18 protein-coding genes are annotated in these 20,494 nt (G+C 62.3%); 13 read left to right on the plus strand and 5 right to left on the minus strand.

What is annotated here, in order from left to right:
• Window positions 1–222, plus strand: a 222-nt coding sequence (locus tag BLR71_RS08590; RefSeq protein ID WP_175491640.1) for a transposase, incomplete at its 5' end; no start/stop codon positions are given.
• Between the two features lie 173 nt (window positions 223–395).
• On the opposite strand, the gene rph is transcribed toward BLR71_RS08590, so the two are convergent.
• Window positions 396–1,133 carry a ribonuclease PH gene (rph, locus tag BLR71_RS08595; protein WP_092525128.1) on the minus strand — a complete coding sequence of 246 codons (738 nt, stop codon included), beginning with the start codon at window positions 1,131–1,133 and terminating at the stop codon, window positions 396–398.
• 132 nt (window positions 1,134–1,265) lie between these two features.
• Here rph and BLR71_RS08600 point away from each other — a divergent pair, with 132 nt between their 5' ends.
• Window positions 1,266–2,126, plus strand: a complete 861-nt coding sequence (locus BLR71_RS08600) for a YicC/YloC family endoribonuclease (RefSeq protein ID WP_092525130.1) — start codon at window positions 1,266–1,268, stop codon at window positions 2,124–2,126.
• Between the two features lie 210 nt (window positions 2,127–2,336).
• Here BLR71_RS08600 and BLR71_RS08605 read toward each other — a convergent pair whose 3' ends face one another.
• Together BLR71_RS08605 and BLR71_RS18000 are read right to left on the minus strand one after the other, a co-directional pair.
• Complete coding sequence (locus tag BLR71_RS08605) at window positions 2,337–3,950, minus strand: methyl-accepting chemotaxis protein (RefSeq protein ID WP_245696387.1); 1,614 nt, start codon at window positions 3,948–3,950, stop codon at window positions 2,337–2,339.
• A 296-nt stretch (window positions 3,951–4,246) separates the two neighbouring features.
• Complete coding sequence (locus BLR71_RS18000) at window positions 4,247–5,500, minus strand: methyl-accepting chemotaxis protein (protein WP_092525134.1); 1,254 nt, start codon at window positions 5,498–5,500, stop codon at window positions 4,247–4,249.
• A 623-nt stretch (window positions 5,501–6,123) separates the two neighbouring features.
• On the opposite strand from BLR71_RS18000, the gene BLR71_RS08615 reads away from it, so the two are divergent.
• Both BLR71_RS08615 and BLR71_RS08620 read left to right on the plus strand, forming a co-directional pair.
• Window positions 6,124–6,579 carry a MarR family winged helix-turn-helix transcriptional regulator gene (locus tag BLR71_RS08615; RefSeq protein WP_092525136.1) on the plus strand — a complete coding sequence of 152 codons (456 nt, stop codon included), beginning with the start codon at window positions 6,124–6,126 and terminating at the stop codon, window positions 6,577–6,579.
• 80 nt (window positions 6,580–6,659) lie between these two features.
• A complete protein-coding gene (locus BLR71_RS08620) occupies window positions 6,660–7,088 on the plus strand; it encodes an organic hydroperoxide resistance protein (protein ID WP_092525138.1) in 429 nt (142 codons plus the stop codon).
• Window positions 7,089–7,214: 126 nt separating this feature from the next.
• Here the strand turns inward: BLR71_RS08620 and BLR71_RS08625 are convergent, their stop codons facing one another.
• Entirely contained in the window at window positions 7,215–8,420 is a 1,206-nt protein-coding gene (locus BLR71_RS08625) for an MFS transporter (protein WP_092525140.1), read from the minus strand.
• Between the two features lie 50 nt (window positions 8,421–8,470).
• On the minus strand, window positions 8,471–9,658 hold the full coding sequence (locus tag BLR71_RS08630) for an MFS transporter (RefSeq protein WP_092525142.1): 1,188 nt from the start codon (window positions 9,656–9,658) through the stop codon (window positions 8,471–8,473).
• Between the two features lie 241 nt (window positions 9,659–9,899).
• Between BLR71_RS08630 and BLR71_RS08635 the strand changes: the two genes are divergently transcribed.
• The 9 genes from BLR71_RS08635 (at window position 9,900) to BLR71_RS08675 (ending at window position 20,487) form a co-directional block, all read left to right on the plus strand.
• Entirely contained in the window at window positions 9,900–11,654 is a 1,755-nt protein-coding gene (locus BLR71_RS08635; protein WP_245696388.1) for a transporter substrate-binding domain-containing protein, read from the plus strand.
• Window positions 11,651–13,084, plus strand: coding sequence for a sigma-54-dependent transcriptional regulator (locus BLR71_RS08640; protein WP_092525146.1), 1,434 nt, complete (start codon window positions 11,651–11,653; stop codon window positions 13,082–13,084). Before BLR71_RS08635 ends, BLR71_RS08640 begins: the two co-directional genes overlap by 4 nt.
• Window positions 13,085–13,412: 328 nt before the next feature.
• Window positions 13,413–14,879, plus strand: a complete 1,467-nt coding sequence (locus tag BLR71_RS08645; protein ID WP_092525148.1) for an alanine/glycine:cation symporter family protein — start codon at window positions 13,413–13,415, stop codon at window positions 14,877–14,879.
• A gap of 102 nt (window positions 14,880–14,981) precedes the next feature.
• Window positions 14,982–15,941 (plus strand): glutaminase B, encoded by a 960-nt coding sequence (gene glsB / locus BLR71_RS08650; RefSeq protein WP_340147962.1) that lies wholly within the window; start codon window positions 14,982–14,984, stop codon window positions 15,939–15,941.
• A gap of 79 nt (window positions 15,942–16,020) precedes the next feature.
• Complete coding sequence (gmk, locus tag BLR71_RS08655) at window positions 16,021–16,653, plus strand: guanylate kinase (RefSeq protein WP_092525150.1); 633 nt, start codon at window positions 16,021–16,023, stop codon at window positions 16,651–16,653.
• Window positions 16,654–16,735: 82 nt separating this feature from the next.
• The gene (gene rpoZ / locus BLR71_RS08660; protein WP_092525152.1) at window positions 16,736–16,987 is read left to right on the plus strand and encodes a DNA-directed RNA polymerase subunit omega; all 252 of its coding nucleotides are present in this window, start codon (window positions 16,736–16,738) and stop codon (window positions 16,985–16,987) included.
• A gap of 64 nt (window positions 16,988–17,051) precedes the next feature.
• Window positions 17,052–19,193, plus strand: coding sequence for a RelA/SpoT family protein (locus tag BLR71_RS08665; RefSeq protein ID WP_092525154.1), 2,142 nt, complete (start codon window positions 17,052–17,054; stop codon window positions 19,191–19,193).
• An 86-nt stretch (window positions 19,194–19,279) separates the two neighbouring features.
• Entirely contained in the window at window positions 19,280–19,669 is a 390-nt protein-coding gene (locus BLR71_RS08670) for a RidA family protein (RefSeq protein ID WP_092525156.1), read from the plus strand.
• A gap of 275 nt (window positions 19,670–19,944) precedes the next feature.
• Complete coding sequence (locus BLR71_RS08675) at window positions 19,945–20,487, plus strand: acyloxyacyl hydrolase (RefSeq protein WP_092525158.1); 543 nt, start codon at window positions 19,945–19,947, stop codon at window positions 20,485–20,487.
• Window positions 20,488–20,494 lie beyond the last annotated feature (7 nt).

The following is a 20,494-nucleotide window of genomic DNA, read 5'->3' on the forward strand; positions in this document are numbered from 1 at the left end:
GAGCAGGCGCAGTGGCAGGCCACGCCTGAACGCATGGTTCGGCGCATGGCAACCGTCGAGCCCACCTTCGCTACCTTGAAGCGCCTGCTCAACAAGGGGCGGCTGACCTGCTGGGGGCTCGCTTCCGCCGCCAGTGAATATAGCCTGGGTGTGCTCTGTTATAACCTGATGCGGGTGATCAATATCCTTGGGGTGAAGGGGGCGTTGGCCAGGCTCTGTTGAGTCCGGCCTCGCCCTCTGTCGCCATTTCCAAAACTGGCACTGAAATGAAGACTGCCCCGGCAAAGCCGAGGCAGTCTTCTGGAGCGCCGCCCCGAGGCTGGTGACGGGTTATCACACAGCCTCCTCGAGCCGGCGTCTTGCGTGATGGAGCCATCACGCCCTGACCGACACCGCTAGTTGCGGATGCCCAGCGCCTCGCGCTGATGATCGAAGAGCGTGTCGCCAGCGCCTTCCGCCAGGTCGAGCATGGCGTTGAGCTCGGCGCGCGAGAAGGCGCCCGCCTCGGCGGTGCCCTGCACCTCGATCAGCCCACCCTGCTCGGTCATCACCACGTTCATGTCGGTATCGGCGCGGCTATCTTCCGGGTAATCGAGGTCGACCACCGGCGTGCCCTTGAAGAGCCCCACCGAGACCGAGCTAACCAGCTGCTTGAACGGGTCTTTCTTGAGCTTCTTCTCACGCTGCAGGTAGCGAATGGCATCGACCAGCGCCACGCAGCCGCCGGTGATAGAAGCAGTTCGGGTGCCGCCATCGGCCTGGATCACGTCGCAGTCGACGGTGATGGTGAACTCGCCAAGCTGCTTGAGATCCACCGCCGCGCGCAGTGAGCGGCCGATCAGGCGCTGAATTTCCAGCGTACGGCCGCCCTGCTTGCCGCGCGTCGCCTCACGGCCACTGCGGGAATGGGTGGCCCGCGGCAGCATGCCGTACTCGGCGGTCACCCAGCCCTGGTTCTTGCCACGCAGCCAGCGTGGCACGCCGGCTTCGACGCTTGCGTTGCACAGCACCTTGGTATCGCCGAACTCGACGAGCACCGAGCCTTCGGCGTGGCGCGTGTAGTCGCGAGTCAGACGAATATCACGGGGCTGATCGGGCTGGCGGCCGCTGGGGCGCAGGGGTGTGGTGGACATGACATCTCTCATTGCGGGAAACAGAACAAAGGCCGGCAAGCGCCGACAGCTGGCCGCCATTCTACACGCTCGCCCGCGGGAATCGGTTACACTCCGCCTTATAACAACCCAGCTATATCGCCAGGAGTCGACATGGTGCACAGCATGACCGCCTTCGCGCGGGCCAGCCGGGAAGCCGACTGGGGCAGCCTCGAGCTCGAGTTGCGCTCGGTCAATCAGCGCTATCTCGACCTGCATTTCCGCCTGCCCGAACCCCTGCGCAGCTTGGAGCCCGGCTACCGCGACGCCCTACGCCAGCGACTTAATCGCGGCAAGGTCGAATGCACCCTGCGCTTCGTGCCAAGCAAAGGCGAGACGCTGAGCATCAACGCCGAGCGCCTGGCCGGCCTGGCCGAGGCCTTGGGCGAGCTGCGCCGCGCAGTGCCCGAGGCTGCCATGCCCGATGCTCTTGCGCTGCTCGATCATCCCGGTGTCCTGGAATCCAGCGGCCCGGATATCGACGAGGTGGCAGATAGCGCTAAGGCGTTGTTCAAAGAGGCGCTGGACGCCCTGCTCGAGGCGCGCGCCAGAGAAGGCACCGAGCTCGCCATGCTCATCAGAAGCCGCCTGACCGCCGTTCGCGAGCAGGTCAGCGAGGTGAAGGGGCAACTGCCCGAGATCCTCAATCGCCAGCGGGACCAGTTGCTTGCGCGACTGGAAACGGTACGGGCCGAACTCGAACCGCAGCGACTGGAGGCCGAACTGACCCTGATGGCCCAAAAGGCCGACGTCGACGAAGAACTCGACCGCCTGGCAACGCATGTCGACGAAGTCGAGCGGCAGCTTACTCTTAGGGGCCCGGTGGGTCGGCGCCTGGACTTCCTGATGCAGGAGCTCAATCGCGAGGCCAACACCCTGTCCTCCAAGTCGGTGGTCGCCGAGACGACCCGCAGCGCCGTGGAGCTCAAGGTGCTGATCGAACAAATGCGCGAACAGATTCAGAATATCGAGTGATTCTCGCCACCCCAACTGGCCATGACGGCACGCCGTAACGCCCCGGGCCCAAAACGTTTTGGGCGGCGTCGAGGCATATTCACGCTATCGCTCTTGCTACCGCTACCCAGCACCTAGTGTCCACAAAGCAAAAGCGCCCCATCAGGGGCGCTTCTTGGCGGTCTTTCTTTGGACTGTTTTTCAGGGGCTTTTTCTTAGCCAGTCAGCCGACTAGAAAGACGCCCACTCTTCTTCTTGCTGTTCTTGCTTTTTTTGCACCTTGGGCCGTTGAGCAACCTGTGGCTGACTAGTGTTGCGCCGCGCCGTATTAGGTAATGCGGCCTGCGGTTGATCGGTGGCCGTTCCCTTGAAGAACGACACCTCTTTCAGTAGCGCCGCGGCTTGAACCTGCAGAGAGCGGCCAGCCGCGCTGGATTCTTCCACCAGACTCGCATTTTGCTGGGTCACGCTATCCATTTGCGAGATCGCCGTATTGACCTGGTCGATCCCCTGGGACTGCTCGTGGCTAGCGGTGGCGATTTCACTCATCAGCACCGTGACACGCTGAACACCGCCAACGATATCCTCCAACGCTTTGCCCGCCTGGTTGACCAGGTTAGAACCATTATCCACCTGGTTGATACTGTCCTCGACCAACTGCTTGATCTCTTTGGCGGCGTTGGCACTGCGCCCAGCCAGGTTACGCACCTCGTTGGCTACCACCGCAAAGCCACGGCCCTGCTCGCCTGCACGTGCCGCTTCCACCGAGGCATTGAGTGCCAGCAGATTGGTCTGGAAAGCGATTTCATCGATCAAGCCCACGATACCGGCAATCTTGCGGCTCGATGCGTTGATACCCTCCATCGCTTGGACCGCTTTCCCGGCAATTTCACCGCCGGTGTTGGCTTGTCGGCTAACATCATGGACGAGCTTGTCGGCTTCGGACGCATTGTCTGCGTTCTGCCGCACCGTGGAGGTGATTTCATCCATGGAGGCGGCTGTTTCTTGGATGCTAGAGGCCTGTTGCTGCGTGCGGCTGCTCAGGTCTTCGGTGCCATGGGCAATTTCCTCAGCGGCCACGTTCACCGATTCGGCGTTATGACGAACGGACATCACGACCTGAGAGAACTTTGTTTCCATCATCTTCAAGGCTCTGAGCATGTCGCCAAACTCATCGCGACAGGTGATATTGATGTCATGATCCAGTTGGCCTTGCGCCATGGCGTTGGCAAGCTCTCGCGCCTTGCCCAGCGGCGTCATAATGCCTCGAATCAACCAAATAGCTAATAGAACACTAGCTATTACCGAGAACACTATTAACCCGATAATGAAATTACGCGTCCAGGCATAATCCTCTGACGTTTGCTGATTAGCAGCAGAGGCTTGCGTGCTATTACGGTCGATCAACCCTTGAATCGCCGTTAGCACTTTTGGGTAGTCAGCACGAAGCGTGGTCGTGGCAATCTCACGTGCGGCGTCGAAATCATTGTCGATCATCTCCGCATTGATCTCATCGATACCGGCCCGCAGTTCCGCCAGAGAACTCATAAATTCTCCGGCTAGGTCGCGCTCGATCTCATCGGACACACGCTGTGGGAAGTAATCGCCCCAAGCCTCGTCGATGATGGCATCGTTTTCAGCGATTTCTTGTTTGGTCGTCACAGCGGTCGCCGGGTTCCTGTCCCGTTGCTCTGCCGTTATCTTCACCCGAGTGCTGAGCAGCGCTTGGTTGATCTTAGTCAAATCCAGCAGCGTGACGACGTTGCCTTCATAGGTATCAGTGACGGCATCGTTCGTTTTGCTGAGGTTGTAAAGCCCTATGGTGCCGACAGCAATCAACATCATGATGCAGGCACCCAAACTCACAGCCAATCGTAATTTGACGCTTTTCCTAAGAATATTCATAGAATTAGGCCTTGTTAAACCCTTAGCGCGACGCCTCGGGGAGGGGGAGAAATCGCGCCAGCCGGGGTGCCTAAAACAAGCACAGGAAGCTATCGCAATTGTGATCATCAGTTGGAGTGAATATCGGCATGCTTACTGGAAAGTTTACTGTTTAGCGGAAAAAAAGTGGTCAATCTCTTACAAGGACACGAGACGATGTCTTACACCTCCGAGCTGTAAAACCCAATACACAATAGCTACAAACTATCGATCGCACGCGAGACCCGTTCGGCGCCGGAGAGTATCTCGCTGATCACCGACTGAGTCTGCGCAACCCGCTCACGGTTGCTAGAACTTTGATCGACGACTTCGTTCATCCTTTCACTCGCCTGCCGGATCAGCTCGTTATTCTCCCCCAGTACGTCAGAAATCTTTTTGGCAGCCTCTGTGGATCCCTGGGAAAGCTCTTTGACTTCCTTGGCGACAACTGAAAAACCGCGCCCATGCTCTCCCGCCCTGGCGGCTTCAACCGAGGCATTGAGTGCCAACAGGTTTGTCTGTTGTGCGATACGTGAGATGGTATTGGTGATGTCGTTGATCGTATAGACCTGCTGATTGAGGGCATTGATGATGCCTTGAGCCCCCTCCACTTCGACGGCCACATGTTTGGCGGTTCTGACAGCTTCCTCAAGTTGACTAAGGCCATCTTTGGCTATCGTTTCCGTCTGCAGCGACGTGGTTCGCGCGGACTCTACGGCGCGACGTGCGGCCTGTTCTTTTTCAACGTCCTTGGTAATATCGGTGGCAAACTTGACGACTTTGAAGACATTTCCACTCTCATCGACCACCGGGTTGTAGGTCGCCTCTAGCCAGACGATCTTGCCATCAGCGGCAATTCTCTTGAACTTACCCTGTTTCAAATTATTGTGGGCTAGCTCATACCAGAAGTCAGGATTTTCCTGATAGAACTCTGGCGTACAGAACATTTCATGATGCTGACCTCTGACGGCAGAAAAGCTGTGTCCTACCGCATCGAGGAAATTCCTATTGGCACTAATCACATGACCTTCAGGCGTGAATTCGATCACGGCCATGGATGCATCCAGCGCACTTAATATGGCATTTTGATCGACCGCATTTTCGTGCTTTGCGGTCACATCACTGGCGATCTTGATCACATAAGCGACTCGACCATTCCCTCCCTCGACGGGCAGATAGGTGGCTTCTAGCCAAACATCCTCGCCTTTAGCATTGATGCGCTGAAACGTACCGCTTTGACTGTGTCCACGAGCCAGCTCATGCCAGAAAAACGCATAATCAGAAGAACTTAGCGTTTCTGGAGTGCAGAAAATACGATGATGATTCCCTTTTATTTCTTCCAAATCATACTTGACACACTCAAGAAAACTATCGCTGGCATCCATAACATTACCCTTAACATCGAAGATGATGCAGGCTGTGTTGGACTTGAGGGCTTTCGTAAGCTTGTTATCTAATTTGCGTCCTATCATGGCGCTGTAACTCCCGGCGTTAGAATTGACTTTTAGTCAATTTATATTTTTCTCTGACATATTTATTGAATATCCATTGAGAACCGCTGAGCGTTTCTGCAAGCGCCTGGCCTAATCTCAAAGACCCATATCACGCCGATCACGTATCGAAAATGTCGTGCCCCTGACCTGGTAGAGATGCTTACCTTCCGTCGCGATGGCGACTTTTCGGCACAGCGATATCGGCCCGGTAGCGCTTCCCTGTCGGCCTAGCTGTGATGCGGTGTTGCGTGGCTCATTCACGGCACGAAAAATGGCAAGCAGGCAGCTTTCCCGAACGGCTATTGGCTTTAGCATTTGACAGGAGTGCTTGGCGTGGCAATGCCGGTAATAATCGAGGCCTTATGTGCCACTCATCCCGCCGGTTTTGCTCCTTGGCTACCGCTGGGCATCCCTACCTGCGCCAGTATCGACTAGAGTCCGCTGTAGCTCGCCGATTCTACGCCGGTACTTTGTTATACAATGCTGACATCTGCTTTTCTGTTACCCTTCCCTTACAGCCACAGCGAACCAGCAGCGCTTCAAGGCATATCTGAAGTTATCGCTTGCTAAACAATCGCACACAACCAAAATTGAGCTTGTACATGACTGATCACGCCGCCGATGACGACAGCCTACTGACACTCGACAACCAGCTTTGTTTTGCGCTGTATTCGACCCAGTTGGCGATGAATAAGCTTTACCGTCGTCTGCTCAACGAGCTTGGCCTGACCTATCCTCAGTACTTGGTCATGCTAGTGCTCTGGCAGCACGGCCAGCTGTCGGTGTCTAAGATCGGCGAGTACTTGGGTCTCGACTCGGCAACCTTGACGCCATTGCTCAAGCGGCTCGAAGCGCACGGCCTGGTCAAGCGCCAGCGCTCGAATGAAGACGAGCGCCGGGTAGATATCAGCCTCAGCTCGGAAGGTGAAGCACTTAAAGAGCGTGCCCGCAGCGTGCCGAAAGCCGCTATCTGCGCCACCCACTGCGAACCCCAAGAGCTGGGACAGCTGCGCGATGAGCTCAATGCCCTGCGCAAGAAGCTCGACGCCAACGGCTAAGTTTTTTTATCCGTCTAGATAGTGCACTATTAAATAGCAATTTATCGTTTACTGCAAAAACTCAATACGGGAGACTCTCCATGTCGATTGAAAAGGTTCTCTATCGCGCCGAAGCCACCACCACAGGCGGCCGTGACGGCACCTCAAAGACATCCGATGGCGCCCTGTCCGTGTCTCTGAGCACCCCCAAAGAGCTCGGTGGCGCCGGCGGTAACGGCACCAACCCGGAACAGCTGTTCGCCGCCGGTTACTCGGCCTGCTTTATCGGCGCCATGAAGCATGTCGCCAGTCAGCAGAAGGTGAAGCTTCCCGAGGCGACTCAGGTGATCGGCCAGGTCGGCATCGGTCAGATTGACGCTGGCTTCGGCATTGAAGTCACTCTCAACGTCTCGCTGCCGGGCATGGATCAGGCTGCAGCCCAAGAGTTGGTCGACGCAGCCCACCAGGTCTGCCCCTACTCCAATGCCACCCGCGGCAATATCGATGTGACTCTTAACGTCGAGGTCTGATCGTGGCGCCCGTCAGGGTGGGCAGCCTATAGGCAGTGAAATACGACGCCACACAACAACAACGCCGGGCCAAGCGCCCGGCGTTGTTGGTTGATAAGAAGGGAGGTATGGGGGAAGTGGCGGGAGTTAGACTTGTGCCTTGCGGTGCCTCATCCACACAAGGCTTACTAGCGAGGTGCCCGCCAGCAGAGCGACACCACCGGCAAACGCCATGCCGGCGGGGGCGAGGCCAAAGGCGCGGGCCGCAAGCCCGATGCCCACGACCGGGATTGAGAGGGCGATATAGGCCACGATGAAGAAGGTGGCGGCTACCCCACCGCGCTGATCAACGGGACTTGCCTGTACAACGGCCCCCAGACCCGCGCGAAAGGCCATGCCCTGGCCAATACCCGCCACCAGAGCGCCGAACAGAAAGAACGCAAGCGAGGCGCGCCCTATGCCAATGCCTACCAGCGAGGCGCCGATAATCACCCCAGCGCAGCCCAGGGGTAGCCGCCAGGAGGACGACAAGCGTTCCTGTAAAAGCTGGCCAATGGTCGAGGCGAAGAACACCGAGCCCGCAGCCAGCCCGCTAAGCGCAAGATTGTCATAGCCAAGCACACCGATCATGAAGGCCGGCGCCGTGGCGGTGAAGAACCCCAGCAGGGCGAAACCAGCGAAGCCGGCGATCGCCGCAGGCAGGAAGATATCGCGGACCTCCTCTGGCACCTGTAGCCGCTGTAGCGTGAGCTTCGGTTGCGCCGGACGGGTCACGGTCTCCGGCGCCTTGAGCACCGCCAGCGCCGCCAAAACGGCCAGCAGAAGGTGCACCCCGTAGGCCAGGCGTAGCGGCCAGGGCAGGTATTCCACCAATAGGCCGGCAAGGATTGGCCCCAACCCCAGGCCGCCCATGTTGACGGCCGTCGCCAGGAAGGCCGCCCGCTTAGGCCAAGCGGCTGGGGCTAGTTCCATTACCGCAACGGTGGCCGTCGCCGTGAAGATGCCGGCCGACACTCCCGAGATGAAGCGGCCGACCAATAGGCTTGAAAGGCCATCGCTGGACAGGAAGATCAAATCACTGATGGCCGCCGCCGCCAGACCGGCGCCCAGCATTGGGCGACGCCCGAGCTGATCCGACCAGCGCCCGGTCGCTACCAGCGCCCCCATCACACCCAGCGCATAGACGGCGAAGATCACCGTGATGGTCAGCTGCGAGAAATCGAAGCGCGACTGGTAAACCGGGTACAAAGGCGTGGGTAGGGTGGTACCCAGCATGGTGATCAGAAACGCTAGCGCCACACCCAGAAAGGGCAGCGCCGATGCCTGATGGCGTCGGTTACCGGCAGTCGTCATGGTCTCTCCTTGTCATCTTCGGGTTCGCGCCAGACCAGGCTGGCGCGACATCAGGCAGGCATCTGGGTGGCACGCTCACGCGCCAAGGCAACAAGGAAGATCATTAGACCGCCCAGCGCCATGACCATCCCCACCAGCCCAGTGGCCGACCAGCCGAGTCCAACCGTGACCGCCAAGCCGCCCAGCCAGGCTCCGAGGCCATTGGCGATGTTGAAGGCCGCGTGATTGAGGGTCGCGGCCATGGTCTGCGCCTCGCCGGCGACATCCATCAGACGCGTCTGCAGAGGCGGTACCAGGGCACCGCAGGTACCCACCAGGCCCACGAACAGCATGCCGCTCCAGATCTGATCGGCCGCCAGGAAAAAGCCCAGCTGGCAGAGTGCCGCCCAGACCAGGGCCCCGCCGATCGCCAGGCGTTGGTTGGCATCGGCCAGCCGGCCACCGACGAGGTTGCCGATTACCGAGCCCACCCCGAAGGTCGCCAGTACTAGTGGCCCCAGCGCCTCGGGCATGCCCGCCTGATGAGTCAGGGTCGGCATCGCATAGCTGAACACGCTGAACATGCCGGCGAAGCCGACACAGGCGACGGCCAGGGTATAGAGCACGCGCGGCTTGGTGATGGCCGAGAGCTCCGAGCGCAGCGACGCCCCATCATTCGCCGGCTGCACCGGCACCCATAGCCTCACCAGCAGTGCCGTGGCAAGCCCCAGCGCGCCCACCATCACGAAGGCAGCCTTCCAACCCAACAGGCCGCCAACCCAGGTCGCCAGCGGCGCCCCGGCGAGGATCGCCAGGGTCAGCCCTACCAGCACCCGGCCGACGGCGCGGCCCCGCTCGTGGGGTTCGGCGACATTGGCGGCCACCAGCGCCGCCACGCCCAGGTAGACGCCATGGGGTAGGCCGGCAAAGAAGCGCAGGGCAACGAATCCATAGAAGGAAGGCGCCAGCAGGGTCAGTAGATTACTGGCGGCAAACATCACCATCAGACCGATCAGCAGCCGGCGACGAGGAATGCGTGCGCCGATCGCCGAGATCAAGGGCGCACCGACCACTACCCCAAGGGCATAGGCACTGATCGCCAGGCCCACGTCCTGGACCGCGATGCCGTAATCGGTGGCGATACGCTGCATCAGGCCCATGATCACGAATTCGGTGGTGCCGATGGCAAAGCCCCCAAGCGCCAGGGCCTTCTCGGCCAGGCGGGGGTTCGAAGATGGACGAGTCGAGTCCGTTGTCATATCACGCTCCCTGAGACAGTGGTGACGCAACCGTCAGGCGGCGCGAAATTAGCAGGCTATTATCCCAGAGGCCGGCACGGTATGCGATAATCGGTCTTTGATTGTGCGACGGATCATAGGGGCGCCCCGGCGCATCGAAGGGTTTTTGATGCCCCTGGCACTCCCGGCGGCATTGCCGCCGGCACCAGCAAAGTAGAACCGCGAGTTGAGCCAACAAATCACGTAGACTCCGGTGATGCCCGTGACGCCGACCGACACACTTCGACCCATCCGCATCATCGCCGCACGTCGGTGGTTGCTCCTGCTGTTAGTGGCCTGCCTGGTCGCGCTGCCGGCCATCGGCCGAGCCGCGCCGCCCTCCGCCGGCGACGACCGGGTCATCGTGGTCGGCGGCGACCACTACCATCCCCCCTACGAGTTCCTCGACGAAGACGGCCGTCCCGCGGGCTATGACGTCGAGCTGACCCGAGCCATCGCCGAGGTGATGGGCATCGAGGTGCGCATCGAACTGGGCCCCTGGAGCGAGATGCGCAACAAGCTGGAGAGCGGCGAGATCGACGTCCTGGAGGGCATGTCGTATTCCGAGGCCCGCGACGCCACCTTCGACTTCGCCCCACCCCATGCCATTGTCCACCAATCCATCTTCGCTCGCCGCGGCACCCCACCCGTGGAGCGCCTGGAGGATCTTCGCGGCCAGGAGGTCATCGTCCAACGCGGCGATATCATGCAGGACATGCTGATCGAGCGGGATCTGGGGGCCAAGCTGTTCACCACCGACACCCATGCCGACGCCCTGCGCGCCCTTGCCGCTGGCCAGCATGACTATGCCCTAGTGGCCAACCTGCCGGCGCTGTACCTCAGCCGCGAGCTGGGGCTGACTAACCTGGTGCCGGTCGCCCACCCGTTCTCGCTGCGCTACGGCTATGCCGTCAAGGAGGGCAACGCCGACGTGCTGGCCCAGTTCAGCGAGGGCCTGGCGATCCTCAAGAACACCGGCCGCCATCAGGCCATCTACGACAAGTGGCTGGGGCCCCTGGAGCAGGGGCAGGGCCTGCCCTGGAAACGGCTCGGACTGATTGGCGCACTCGCCTCGGGGCTGCTGCTGCTGATCCTCGGCGGCATCGTGGTCTGGAACCGCCTGCTCAAGCGCGAGGTAGCGAGCCGCACCGAGGAGCTACGCCGCCAGCAGCAGCAGCTGATCCAGGCCGACAAGATGTCCTCGCTGGGCGTGCTGGTCTCCGGCGTCGCCCACGAGATCAATAACCCCAGCGGCCTGCTGCTACTGAACCTGCCGGTGCTCCGCGACGCCCACGCCGATGCCCGTTCCATTCTCGAGGCCCACTATCGCGACCACGGCGACTTCCCGTTCGGCGGCCTGCCGTACTCGCGCATGCGCGACGAGGTGCCCTCGATGCTCGACGAGATGCTGGAGGGTACCCAGCGCATCAAGCGGATTGTCGGCGATCTGAAGGATTTCGCTCGCCAAGGCAGCCCTGAGCTCGGCGAGCGCCTGGACCTCGACGAGGTGGTCAAAACCGCGGTGCGCCTGGTCGACAACTCGATCCGCCAGGCCACCGACCGCTTCGAGACAGACTACGCCGGCGATCTCCCTGCCGTGTGGGGCAACGCCCAGCGCATCGAGCAGGTGGTCATCAACCTGGTGCTCAACGCCTGCCAGGCTCTCGAGGGGCGCGACCAGGGCATCCGCCTGACGACCCGCTACCTGGCCGACGACCGGGCCGTGATCCTGGAGGTGCACGACGAGGGACGCGGCATCGACCCGGCGGCGCTTACCCGGCTGACCGACCCCTTCTTCACCACCCGGCGCGAGTGCGGCGGCACCGGTCTGGGGCTGTCGGTGTCCGCCGGCATCGTCCGCGAGCACCACGGCCAGCTGGACTTCGCGTCTCAGCCTGACCGCGGCACCACCGTTACCCTGACGCTGCCCGTGGCCTCGGCCGCCGACGATGTCACCTCCCACCAGGATGATCGATGAGCATGAACCTCTATCCCGGCTTCGGCCTGCTGCTGGTCGATGACGAACCCTCCTACCTGCGCAGCCTCAGCATCGCCCTGGAGCGCAGCGGCGGTATCAACCATCTCCACTGCTGCCAGGACAGCCGCCAGGTGATGGACATCCTGGCGCGAGAGAACATCGGCCTGGTGACGCTGGACCTGACCATGCCCCACCTGTCGGGTGAGGCACTGCTGCGGCGCATCGTCGAGGAGCATCCCGATGTCGGGGTGATCGTGATTAGCGGCCTGAACCAGGTGGAGACCGCCGTCGACTGCATCAAGCAAGGCGCCTTCGACTATTTCGTCAAGACCGACGAGCAGAGCCGGCTGATCGAGGGGATCAAACGCGCCATCCGCCTGCAGGAGCTGCGCCAGGAAAACCTGGCGCTGCGTCAACGCTTCCTCGACGACACTCTGGAACACCCCGAGGCCTTCGCCGACATCATCACCGACGACAAAGGCATGCGCTCGGTCTTCCAGTACCTCGAGTCAGTGGCGCCCTCCAGCCAGCCGCTGCTGATCGGCGGCGAGAGCGGGGTCGGCAAGGAGCTGATCGCCCGCGCCGCCCATGCGCTGAGCGGCCGCCACGGCCCGCTGGTCTGCGTCAACGCGGCGGGGCTCGATGAGGGGGTCTTCGCCGACACCCTGTTCGGGCATGAGCGAGGCGCCTTCACCGGGGCCGATCGTCCCCGCGCCGGCATGGTCGAACAGGCCGCGGACGGCACCCTGTTTCTCGACGAGATCGGCGACCTGAATCCGGCGTCCCAGGTGAAGCTGCTGCGCCTGCTCCAGGACGGCGAGTACTATCCGCTGGGCAGCGATCGCCCCAAGCGGGCCCGGGCGCGCATCGTGGTGGCGACCCATCACGACCTCGAGGCCTGTCAGCGAGAAGGCGGCTTTCGTAAGGACCTCTACTACCGGCTGCGCACTCATCAGGTCCAGATCCCGCCGCTGCGTCGTCGCCGCGGCGACATCCCGCTGCTGCTGGACCACTTCCTCGCCGAGGCCGCCGACGAACTCGGCAAGCCACGCCCGACCTACCCGCCCGAGCTGCCGGTGCTGCTGGGCACCTACGCCTTTCCCGGCAACGTCCGCGAGCTGCGCGCCATGGCCTACGACGCCATGAGCGTCCACCGCTCGCGAACGCTGTCCATGGCGGCCTTCAGGCGCGCCATCGATCCAGGCCTTGCCGGCTCCGAGCCGTCGGCCGAGGCGTCCATCGAACGCCACGTCTTCGCCCCGGACGAGCCGCTGCCGACGCTGCACGAGGTCGCCGACCTGCTGGTCCGCGAGGCCCTGCAGCGGGCCGAGGGCAATCAGTCGATCGCCTCCAAGCTGCTGGGCATCTCGCAGCCGGCCCTGAGCAAGCGGGTGAAGAAACTGCGCGAGTCCGGCGCGGAACCCCTATAACCCCGGCGACGGGATAACCCAGGTTATAGCGCCGCAGAGCCTTTTATTTCAGTTACTTACAAGTTGTCGCCGCTCCGGATCGTCTCGAGGTTATACCCCTTCACCCTCGTCACCGAAGCCAACCACTCCCAAAAAAATCATAAAAAATAATCATTTAAAGAGAAAACCCTGACCTGGCACGCCCCTTGCTCTTGATGGCGTGGCTCCATGACGAGAGCCGCGACACTCCAAGAATAAGAGGTTCAACGATGCCAACCATCATAAAGGCGGCCTTCCCTGCCGCGACCGTCTCCCCTACCGAGTCGACGATCCACGAGGGAGGTGCCGCATGCTCGCGTTGATCAACGACCTGCTGTGGGGCAAGGTTCTGATCGCCCTGCTGATCGCCGTCGGGGTCGGCTTCACCCTGGCCTCGCGCTGCGTACAGTTCCGCTATTTCGGCCGCATGTTCCGCATCCTCAGCGCCAGCCAGGCCTTCAAGAAGGACCAACACGGCCACCTGAGTTCCTTCCAGGCGTTGCTGCTGTCGGTGGCCGGGCGGGTCGGCGGCGGCAACATCGCCGGCGTCGCCGTGGCCATCACCCTGGGTGGTCCGGGCGCGGTGTTCTGGATGTGGGTGGTCGGCCTGATGGGCATGGCCACCAGCTTCCTCGAGTGCACCCTAGCCCAGGCCTACAAGACCGCCGAGCCCGACGGCACCTACCGCGGCGGCCCGGCCCGCTACATCGCCCGCGGGCTCAGGCGCCGCTGGACCTGGCTGGCCGGCCTCTACTCGGTGCTGCTGCTGGCCACCTTCGGCTTCGCCTTCACCGCCCTGCAGTCCTACGCCGTGGCCACCTCCTTCGACGATGCCTTCGGCATCCCGGCTCACATCACCGGCCTCGGCCTAGCCCTGGTGGTGGGGCTGATCGTGTTCGGTGGCGTCAAGCGCATCGCTCGGGTCACCGAGGTGCTGGTTCCGGTGATGGCGGGCGGCTACCTGCTGATCGCGCTGGTGGTGCTGGGCCTGAACATCACCCAGATCCCGGACGTGATCGCGCTGATCGTCAAGAGCGCCTTCGGCCTCGAGCCGGCCATCGGCGGCGGCATCGGCGCGGCGATCCTGATGGGCGTCAAGCGCGGCCTGTTCTCCAATGAGGCGGGGCTGGGCAGCGCACCCAACGTCGCCGCCGTCGCCTACGTGCCGCACCCGGTCAACCAGGGCATCGTGCAGGCCTTCTCGGTGTTCATCGATACCCTGATCATCTGCTCCGCCACCGCTTTCATCATCCTGCTCGGCGGGGCCTATGATCCGGCCCTCGGCGCCGGCATCGACGGCATCGCCCTGACTCAGGCCTCCCTGGCCGATCATGTCGGGGAGTGGGGCCGCAGCTTCGTCAGCGTTGCGCTGCTGCTGTTCGGCTTCAGCACCATCCTCTACAACTACTACCTGGGCGAGAACAGCCTCGACTTCTTCAGCCGCGGCAATCGTACCCTGTTCAACGCCTTTCGCCTCGCCATCATCGGTCTGTGCATCTGGGGGGCGATGACTGACCTGGGCACCGTCTTCGCCTTCGCCGACACCACCATGGGCTTCCTGGCTCTGGCCAACCTGATCGCGCTGATCCTGCTCTTCAAGCCGGGGCGGCGCATCTTGCGCGACTTCGACGACCAGATCCAGGCCGGCGTCGGGCAACCGATCTTCGAGGCCGACAAGTTCAGCGACCTCAACGTCGACCCCACAGCCTGGGAGATCGAACCCGAGGATCGTGAGCGGGTGCGCCGCTCCCAGGCGGCATCGCCGACCACTCCCTAGCCAGGCTTCTCCTTCCGGACGTCATCGGCCCGGCCACGGCATCTGCCGCCGCCGGGCCGTCGCGTCCTGGCTCCCTTCGCGACGACCAGCCAGAGAGTTCTCATGGAAACGATGCAGGAATGGGTGGAAAGCCTGGAGCGACGCGCCAGAACCCGGCTGGGCAGCGGCCGCGTCGCCAACTATATTCCCGCGCTGGCGCAACGGCGGGCCGACCGCTTCGGCATCGCCATCTGCACCAATGACGGGAATATCTATCACGCCGGCGAGGCACAGGAGCCGTTCTCGATTCAGAGCATCGCCAAGACGCTGCTGCTGACCCTGGCCTTGCGCGTGCACGGCGATGCCCTGTGGACGCGGGTGGGCCGCAATCCCTCAGGCATGCCCTTCAATTCCCTGACTCAGCTCGAGGTGGAGGGCGGCAAGCCCCGTAACCCCTTCATCAACGCCGGTGCCATCGCAGTGACCGACCGCCTGGTCAGCGCCTTCGCCACGCCTTCGAAACACCTTCGCGACGTCGCCCGCCGGCTGTCCGCCAATCCGACGATCCACATCGACGAACGCGTGCAGGCCTCCGAGTGGCAGCATCGAGCCCGCAACGCCGCCATGGCCTATCTGATGCAGGCCTTCGGCCATCTGGACAACGACGTGGACGCCGTCCTGCAGGCCTATTTCTCCTGCTGTGCACTGTCCATGAGCTGTGTCGACCTCGCCCGGACTTTCAATTTCCTGGCCGCCGGGGGATACGCCCGATCCCTGGGCGAGCAGTTCATCGCGCCCGACCTGTCACGGCGGATCAATTCGCTGCTGTTCACCTGCGGCATGTACGACGCGGCGGGCGACTTCGCCTACCGGGCTGGCCTGCCGGCCAAGAGTGGGGTCGGCGGCGGAATCATCGCCATCGTCCCGGGCTGCTTCTCGGTCTGCACCTGGTCACCGGCGCTGGATGAGCGCGGCAACTCGGTGGCCGCTCAGTACGTCCTCGAACTCCTCGCCGATGATATGGGCCAAGGGACCGGGATCCCTCGCCACCTGAGGCAGGGTGGCCAAACCGGGATGCTGTAGAGCGAGGGCCAATCTATGCGATACTTCGCGCCTTTCCGAGCTGCTCGCTCTTCAGCTGTCAACGTCAGGGACCTCGCTCATGCCCCAAGGCACCCTCTATATCGTTTCCGCTCCCTCGGGAGCCGGCAAGACCAGCCTGGTCAAGGCGCTGCTCGAGCACCTGGACGGCATCGGCGTCTCGGTCTCGCACACCACGCGCGAGAAGCGCCCGGGCGAGGTGGACGGCGTCAACTACCACTTCGTCGACCGCAAGCGCTTCGAGGAGATGATCGAGCGTGGTGAATTCTTCGAGCACGCTCGCGTCTTCGATAACTACTACGGCACCTCTCGCCCGGCAGTGGAAGCGCGTCTGGCAGCCGGCGAGGACGTGATCCTGGAGATCGACTGGCAAGGCGCCCGTCAGGTCCGCGCCCAGATGCCCGAGGCCGAGTCGGTGTTCATCCTGCCGCCCTCTCGGGCCGCGCTGCGCGCCCGGCTGGCTGGCCGCGGTACCGACGACGAAGCGATCATCGAGCGCCGCATGCGTGACGCCATCAGCGAGATGTCGCACTTCGACGAATATGCCCATGTGGTCATCAACGACGACTTCGCCACGGCCCTTGCCGATCTCGAAGCGCTGGTGCGCGGCCAGCGTACCCGACTTGCCCGGGTACGCGAGCGCCAGGGCAAGCTGCTGGCGTCGCTCTTGTCACAGGACGAAGGGCTACAGTAGACTGCACGGTCCCGCAGCGTGCCGGTTGGCGGGGCCTTCGAACGATTTATCTTTCCCATCCCTCGAACTCAGGTACCTGATCATGGCGCGAGTCACCGTCGAAGATTGTCTGGAACACGTCGAAAACCGTTTCAAGCTGGTGATGATCTCCACCCAGCGTGCCCGTCAGCTGGCCCGCGGCTCCCGCGATGCGCTGCTGCCCTGGGAAAATGACAAGCCCACCGTCATGGCGCTGCGTGAGATCGCCGCCGAGAAGATTGACGAAAACGTCCTCAACGAGCCGATCGAGGCGCCGGTGCGTCCCCGTCGCGAGCCCGAAATGGGCGAGGAATGATGCAACCGCGCTGAATTCTGATATCGTCAACTTTTGCTCTGTGTTCAGGATATAGGCGTGCTGCATGTTCACCATCGATGACCTGGCCGACCGCCTAGGCGGCTATCTTCCCCCGGAGGAAATCCGCCAGGTCAAGCGCGCCTTCTACTACGCCGAACAGGCCCATGACGGCCAACGCCGCCGTTCGGGTGAGCCCTATGTGACGCATCCACTGGCGGTCGCCAACATTCTCGCCAACATGCACATGGACCATCAGGCGCTGATGGCGGCCATGCTGCATGACGTGATCGAGGACACCGGCGTCGCCAAGAAATCCCTCGCCGAGCAGTTCGGCGAACCGGTGGCGGAGCTGGTCGACGGCGTCTCGAAGCTCACGCAGATCACCTTCGAAGACAAGGCCGTCGCCCAGGCTGAGAATTTCCAGAAGATGGTACTGGCGATGTCCCGGGATATCCGGGTGATCATCGTCAAGCTCGCCGACCGCCTGCACAACATGCGCACCCTGGGTGCCCTGCGCCCGGACAAGAAGCGCCGCATCGCCCGCGAAACCCTCGAAATCTACGCTCGCATTGCCGGACGCCTCGGCATCAACACCATTCGCGTCGAGCTCGAGGATCTGTCCTTCCAGGCCCTGCACCCGATGCGCGCCGAGCGCATCAAGCGCGCGGTGGGCAAGGCGCGCGGCAGCCGTCGCACCACCATCCGCCAGGTCCAGTCGAGCCTGCAGAAATGCCTGGATGATGACGGTCTGTCGGGCACCGTGGTCGGGCGCCAGAAGCACCTGCTGTCGATCTATCGCAAGATGCGCGACCAGCGTAAGCCGTTCGCTGAGATCATGGACGTATTTGGGTTTCGCATCATCACCGACGATGTCGATACCTGCTATCGCATCCTCGGTGCGGTGCACAACCTCTACAAGCCGGTGCCCGGGCGCTTCAAGGACTACATCGCCATTCCCAAGGCCAACGGCTATCAGAGCCTGCATACCACCCTGTTCGGCACCGGCGGCATGCCCATCGAGGTGCAGATCCGCACCCGCGAGATGGAGGCCATGGCCAACAACGGCATCGCCGCCCATTGGCTCTACAAGGCCGGCCAGACCGAGCGGCCGATTGCCGCCGGCAGCCATGCCAGGGCGCGGGAATGGGTACGCGGCCTGCTCGAGATGCAGCGCCAGGCGGGCAACTCGCTGGAGTTCATCGAGCACGTCAAGAACGACCTCTTCCCAGACGATATCTACGTGTTCACGCCCAAGGGCGACATCATGGAGCTGCCCCAGGGCGCTACGGTGATCGACTTCGCCTACAGCGTGCACACCGACATCGGCAACAGCTGCATTGCCTGTCGCATCGACCGCCACCTGGCGCCGCTGTCGAGCCGGCTGGAAAGCGGCCAGACGCTCGAGATCATCACCGCGCCCGGGGCGCGGCCCAACACCGCCTGGCTGTCGTTCGTGATGACCGCCAAGGCACGCTCGGCGATTCGTCATGCGCTCAAGCACCAGCAGCACACCGAGTCCGTCCAACTCGGCCATCGCCTGCTCAACAAGGCACTTGCCGATTACGAGCTCAGCCTCGAAGAACTGCCCAAAGACGCCCTGCCATCGCTGCTCAGGGAGCTCTCGCTCAATCGCAGCGATGAGCTGCTGGAGTCGATTGGCCTTGGCAACCGCATGGCCCACGCCATCGCCTACCGGCTCGCCAACAAGCTACCCGAGGACCAACCGGCAAATAGCGGTGACAACGGTTCCAGCAATGCTGAAGGCTCGATCGTCATCAGCGGCGCCGATGGCATGGTCATCAATTTTGCCCGTTGCTGTCATCCGTTACCCGGTGACCCGGTGGTCGGCCATCTGTCGGTCGGCAAGGGCATCGTCGTGCACCGCACCGAATGCCGCAATCTGGTGGAGCTGAAGAGCGATCCAGACAAGCTGTTCAGCCTCTCCTGGTCGGACAACATTCAGGAAGACTTCCCGGTGGCGCTGCGTATCCACATGGAAAGCCGTCGCGGCCTGGTCGCCGAGCTGGCGAGCCTGGTGACCGACGCCGATGCCAACATCGAACGCATCGGCATCGAAGAGCGCGATGCCCGACTGTCGATCGTCAACCTGACCCTGTCGGTCCATGACCGCGTCCACCTGGCGAGCATTATGAAGCGGATCCGCAACTTGTCCCACGTCGACAAGATCACCCGCGTACGCAATTAACACTCTTGCTTTCCCCCCGCCCGATACACGCGGGCGGGGATATTCGTCGTTTTATTTCACGCCACAATCACAACAGGAGCATCGCCATGAGCAATAAAGCCGTCATCAACACCGAGAAAGCACCAGCCGCCATCGGCCCCTACTCTCAGGCCATCAAGGCGGGCAATACCGTCTATCTCTCTGGCCAGATCCCGCTGGACCCGGCCACCATGGAGCTGGTCTCCGACGACTTCGAGGCACAGGCCCGCCAGGTCTTCAAGAACCTGTCTGCGGTTTGCGAAGAAGCCGCCGGCACCCTGCAGGACATCGTCAAGATCAACCTGTACCTGGTCGATCTCGACAATTTCGCCATCGTGAACCGGGTGATGGAAGAGTTCTTCGTCACCCCTTACCCGGCCCGCGCCGCGGTCGGCATCAAGGCCCTGCCCAAGGGCAGCCAGTTTGAAGCCGAAGCCGTCATGGTGATCGGCGACTGATCCAATGGCGAATGCCATCGGCCGTTCCTCGCGCACAAGCCAAGCCGCCACGCGCGAGGAACGCTCGGTCAGCCTGTTTATCTGGCACTAAAACGCCCTCACTGCCAGTGAGAGACGGCCCCAAGCCGGCCCTACACTGCCTCATACCCTCCTGTTTCACCCTGCCCCCACAGGGCGCTCATCGCGGCGCCTGGCTCGACTAATGCTATTATCGGCTAATACTCATTGAGCCCGTAACGGCTCGCTTCAATAGCGTGTTTCCAGGAGGGACAAGCATGCCAGCAAATAAACAATGGATGGTGAAAGAATGGCGAGGGGCAGTGATGGTTGCCCTTATGCTTGGGTGGGGCACGCTGGAGGCACAGGCTGGGACGCTGGACCCCAGCCTGGAAGCTGGTGTCAGCAGTGAGGACAGCCCGACGCTGACGCTTGGCTTGCATCATAGCGTCACGCCCCTGCCTTGGCTGTCCAGCGAGTGGCAGTCGTGGTCGCTGCAGTTATCCGGGCGCTTGCTACTACTGCCCGGGCGCAACAGCGAGAAATCGAATGCAGCGCTGGTGCTGGCCCCTGCGCTGCGCTACACCTTTGCCGGCGGCACCTTCATCGAGGGGGGCGTCGGCGCGGCTATCTTCCTCGAGGCCCACCTGCGCGACAGCGAGTTTGGCACTGCCGGCCAATTCGAGGACCGCTTGGCGATCGGCAGGCCCTGGGGGCCTGGCGCGCTTCAACTGGCCCTCGCCCACTACTCGAATGCCAGCATCAAGCAGCCTAACGACGGTCTCGAGGTGCTATCACTGGGCTATCGCTGGCGGCTGTAACGCCCTT

The organism is Onishia taeanensis, from assembly GCF_900100755.1.
Classification (GTDB): Bacteria; Pseudomonadota; Gammaproteobacteria; order Pseudomonadales; family Halomonadaceae; genus Onishia; species Onishia taeanensis.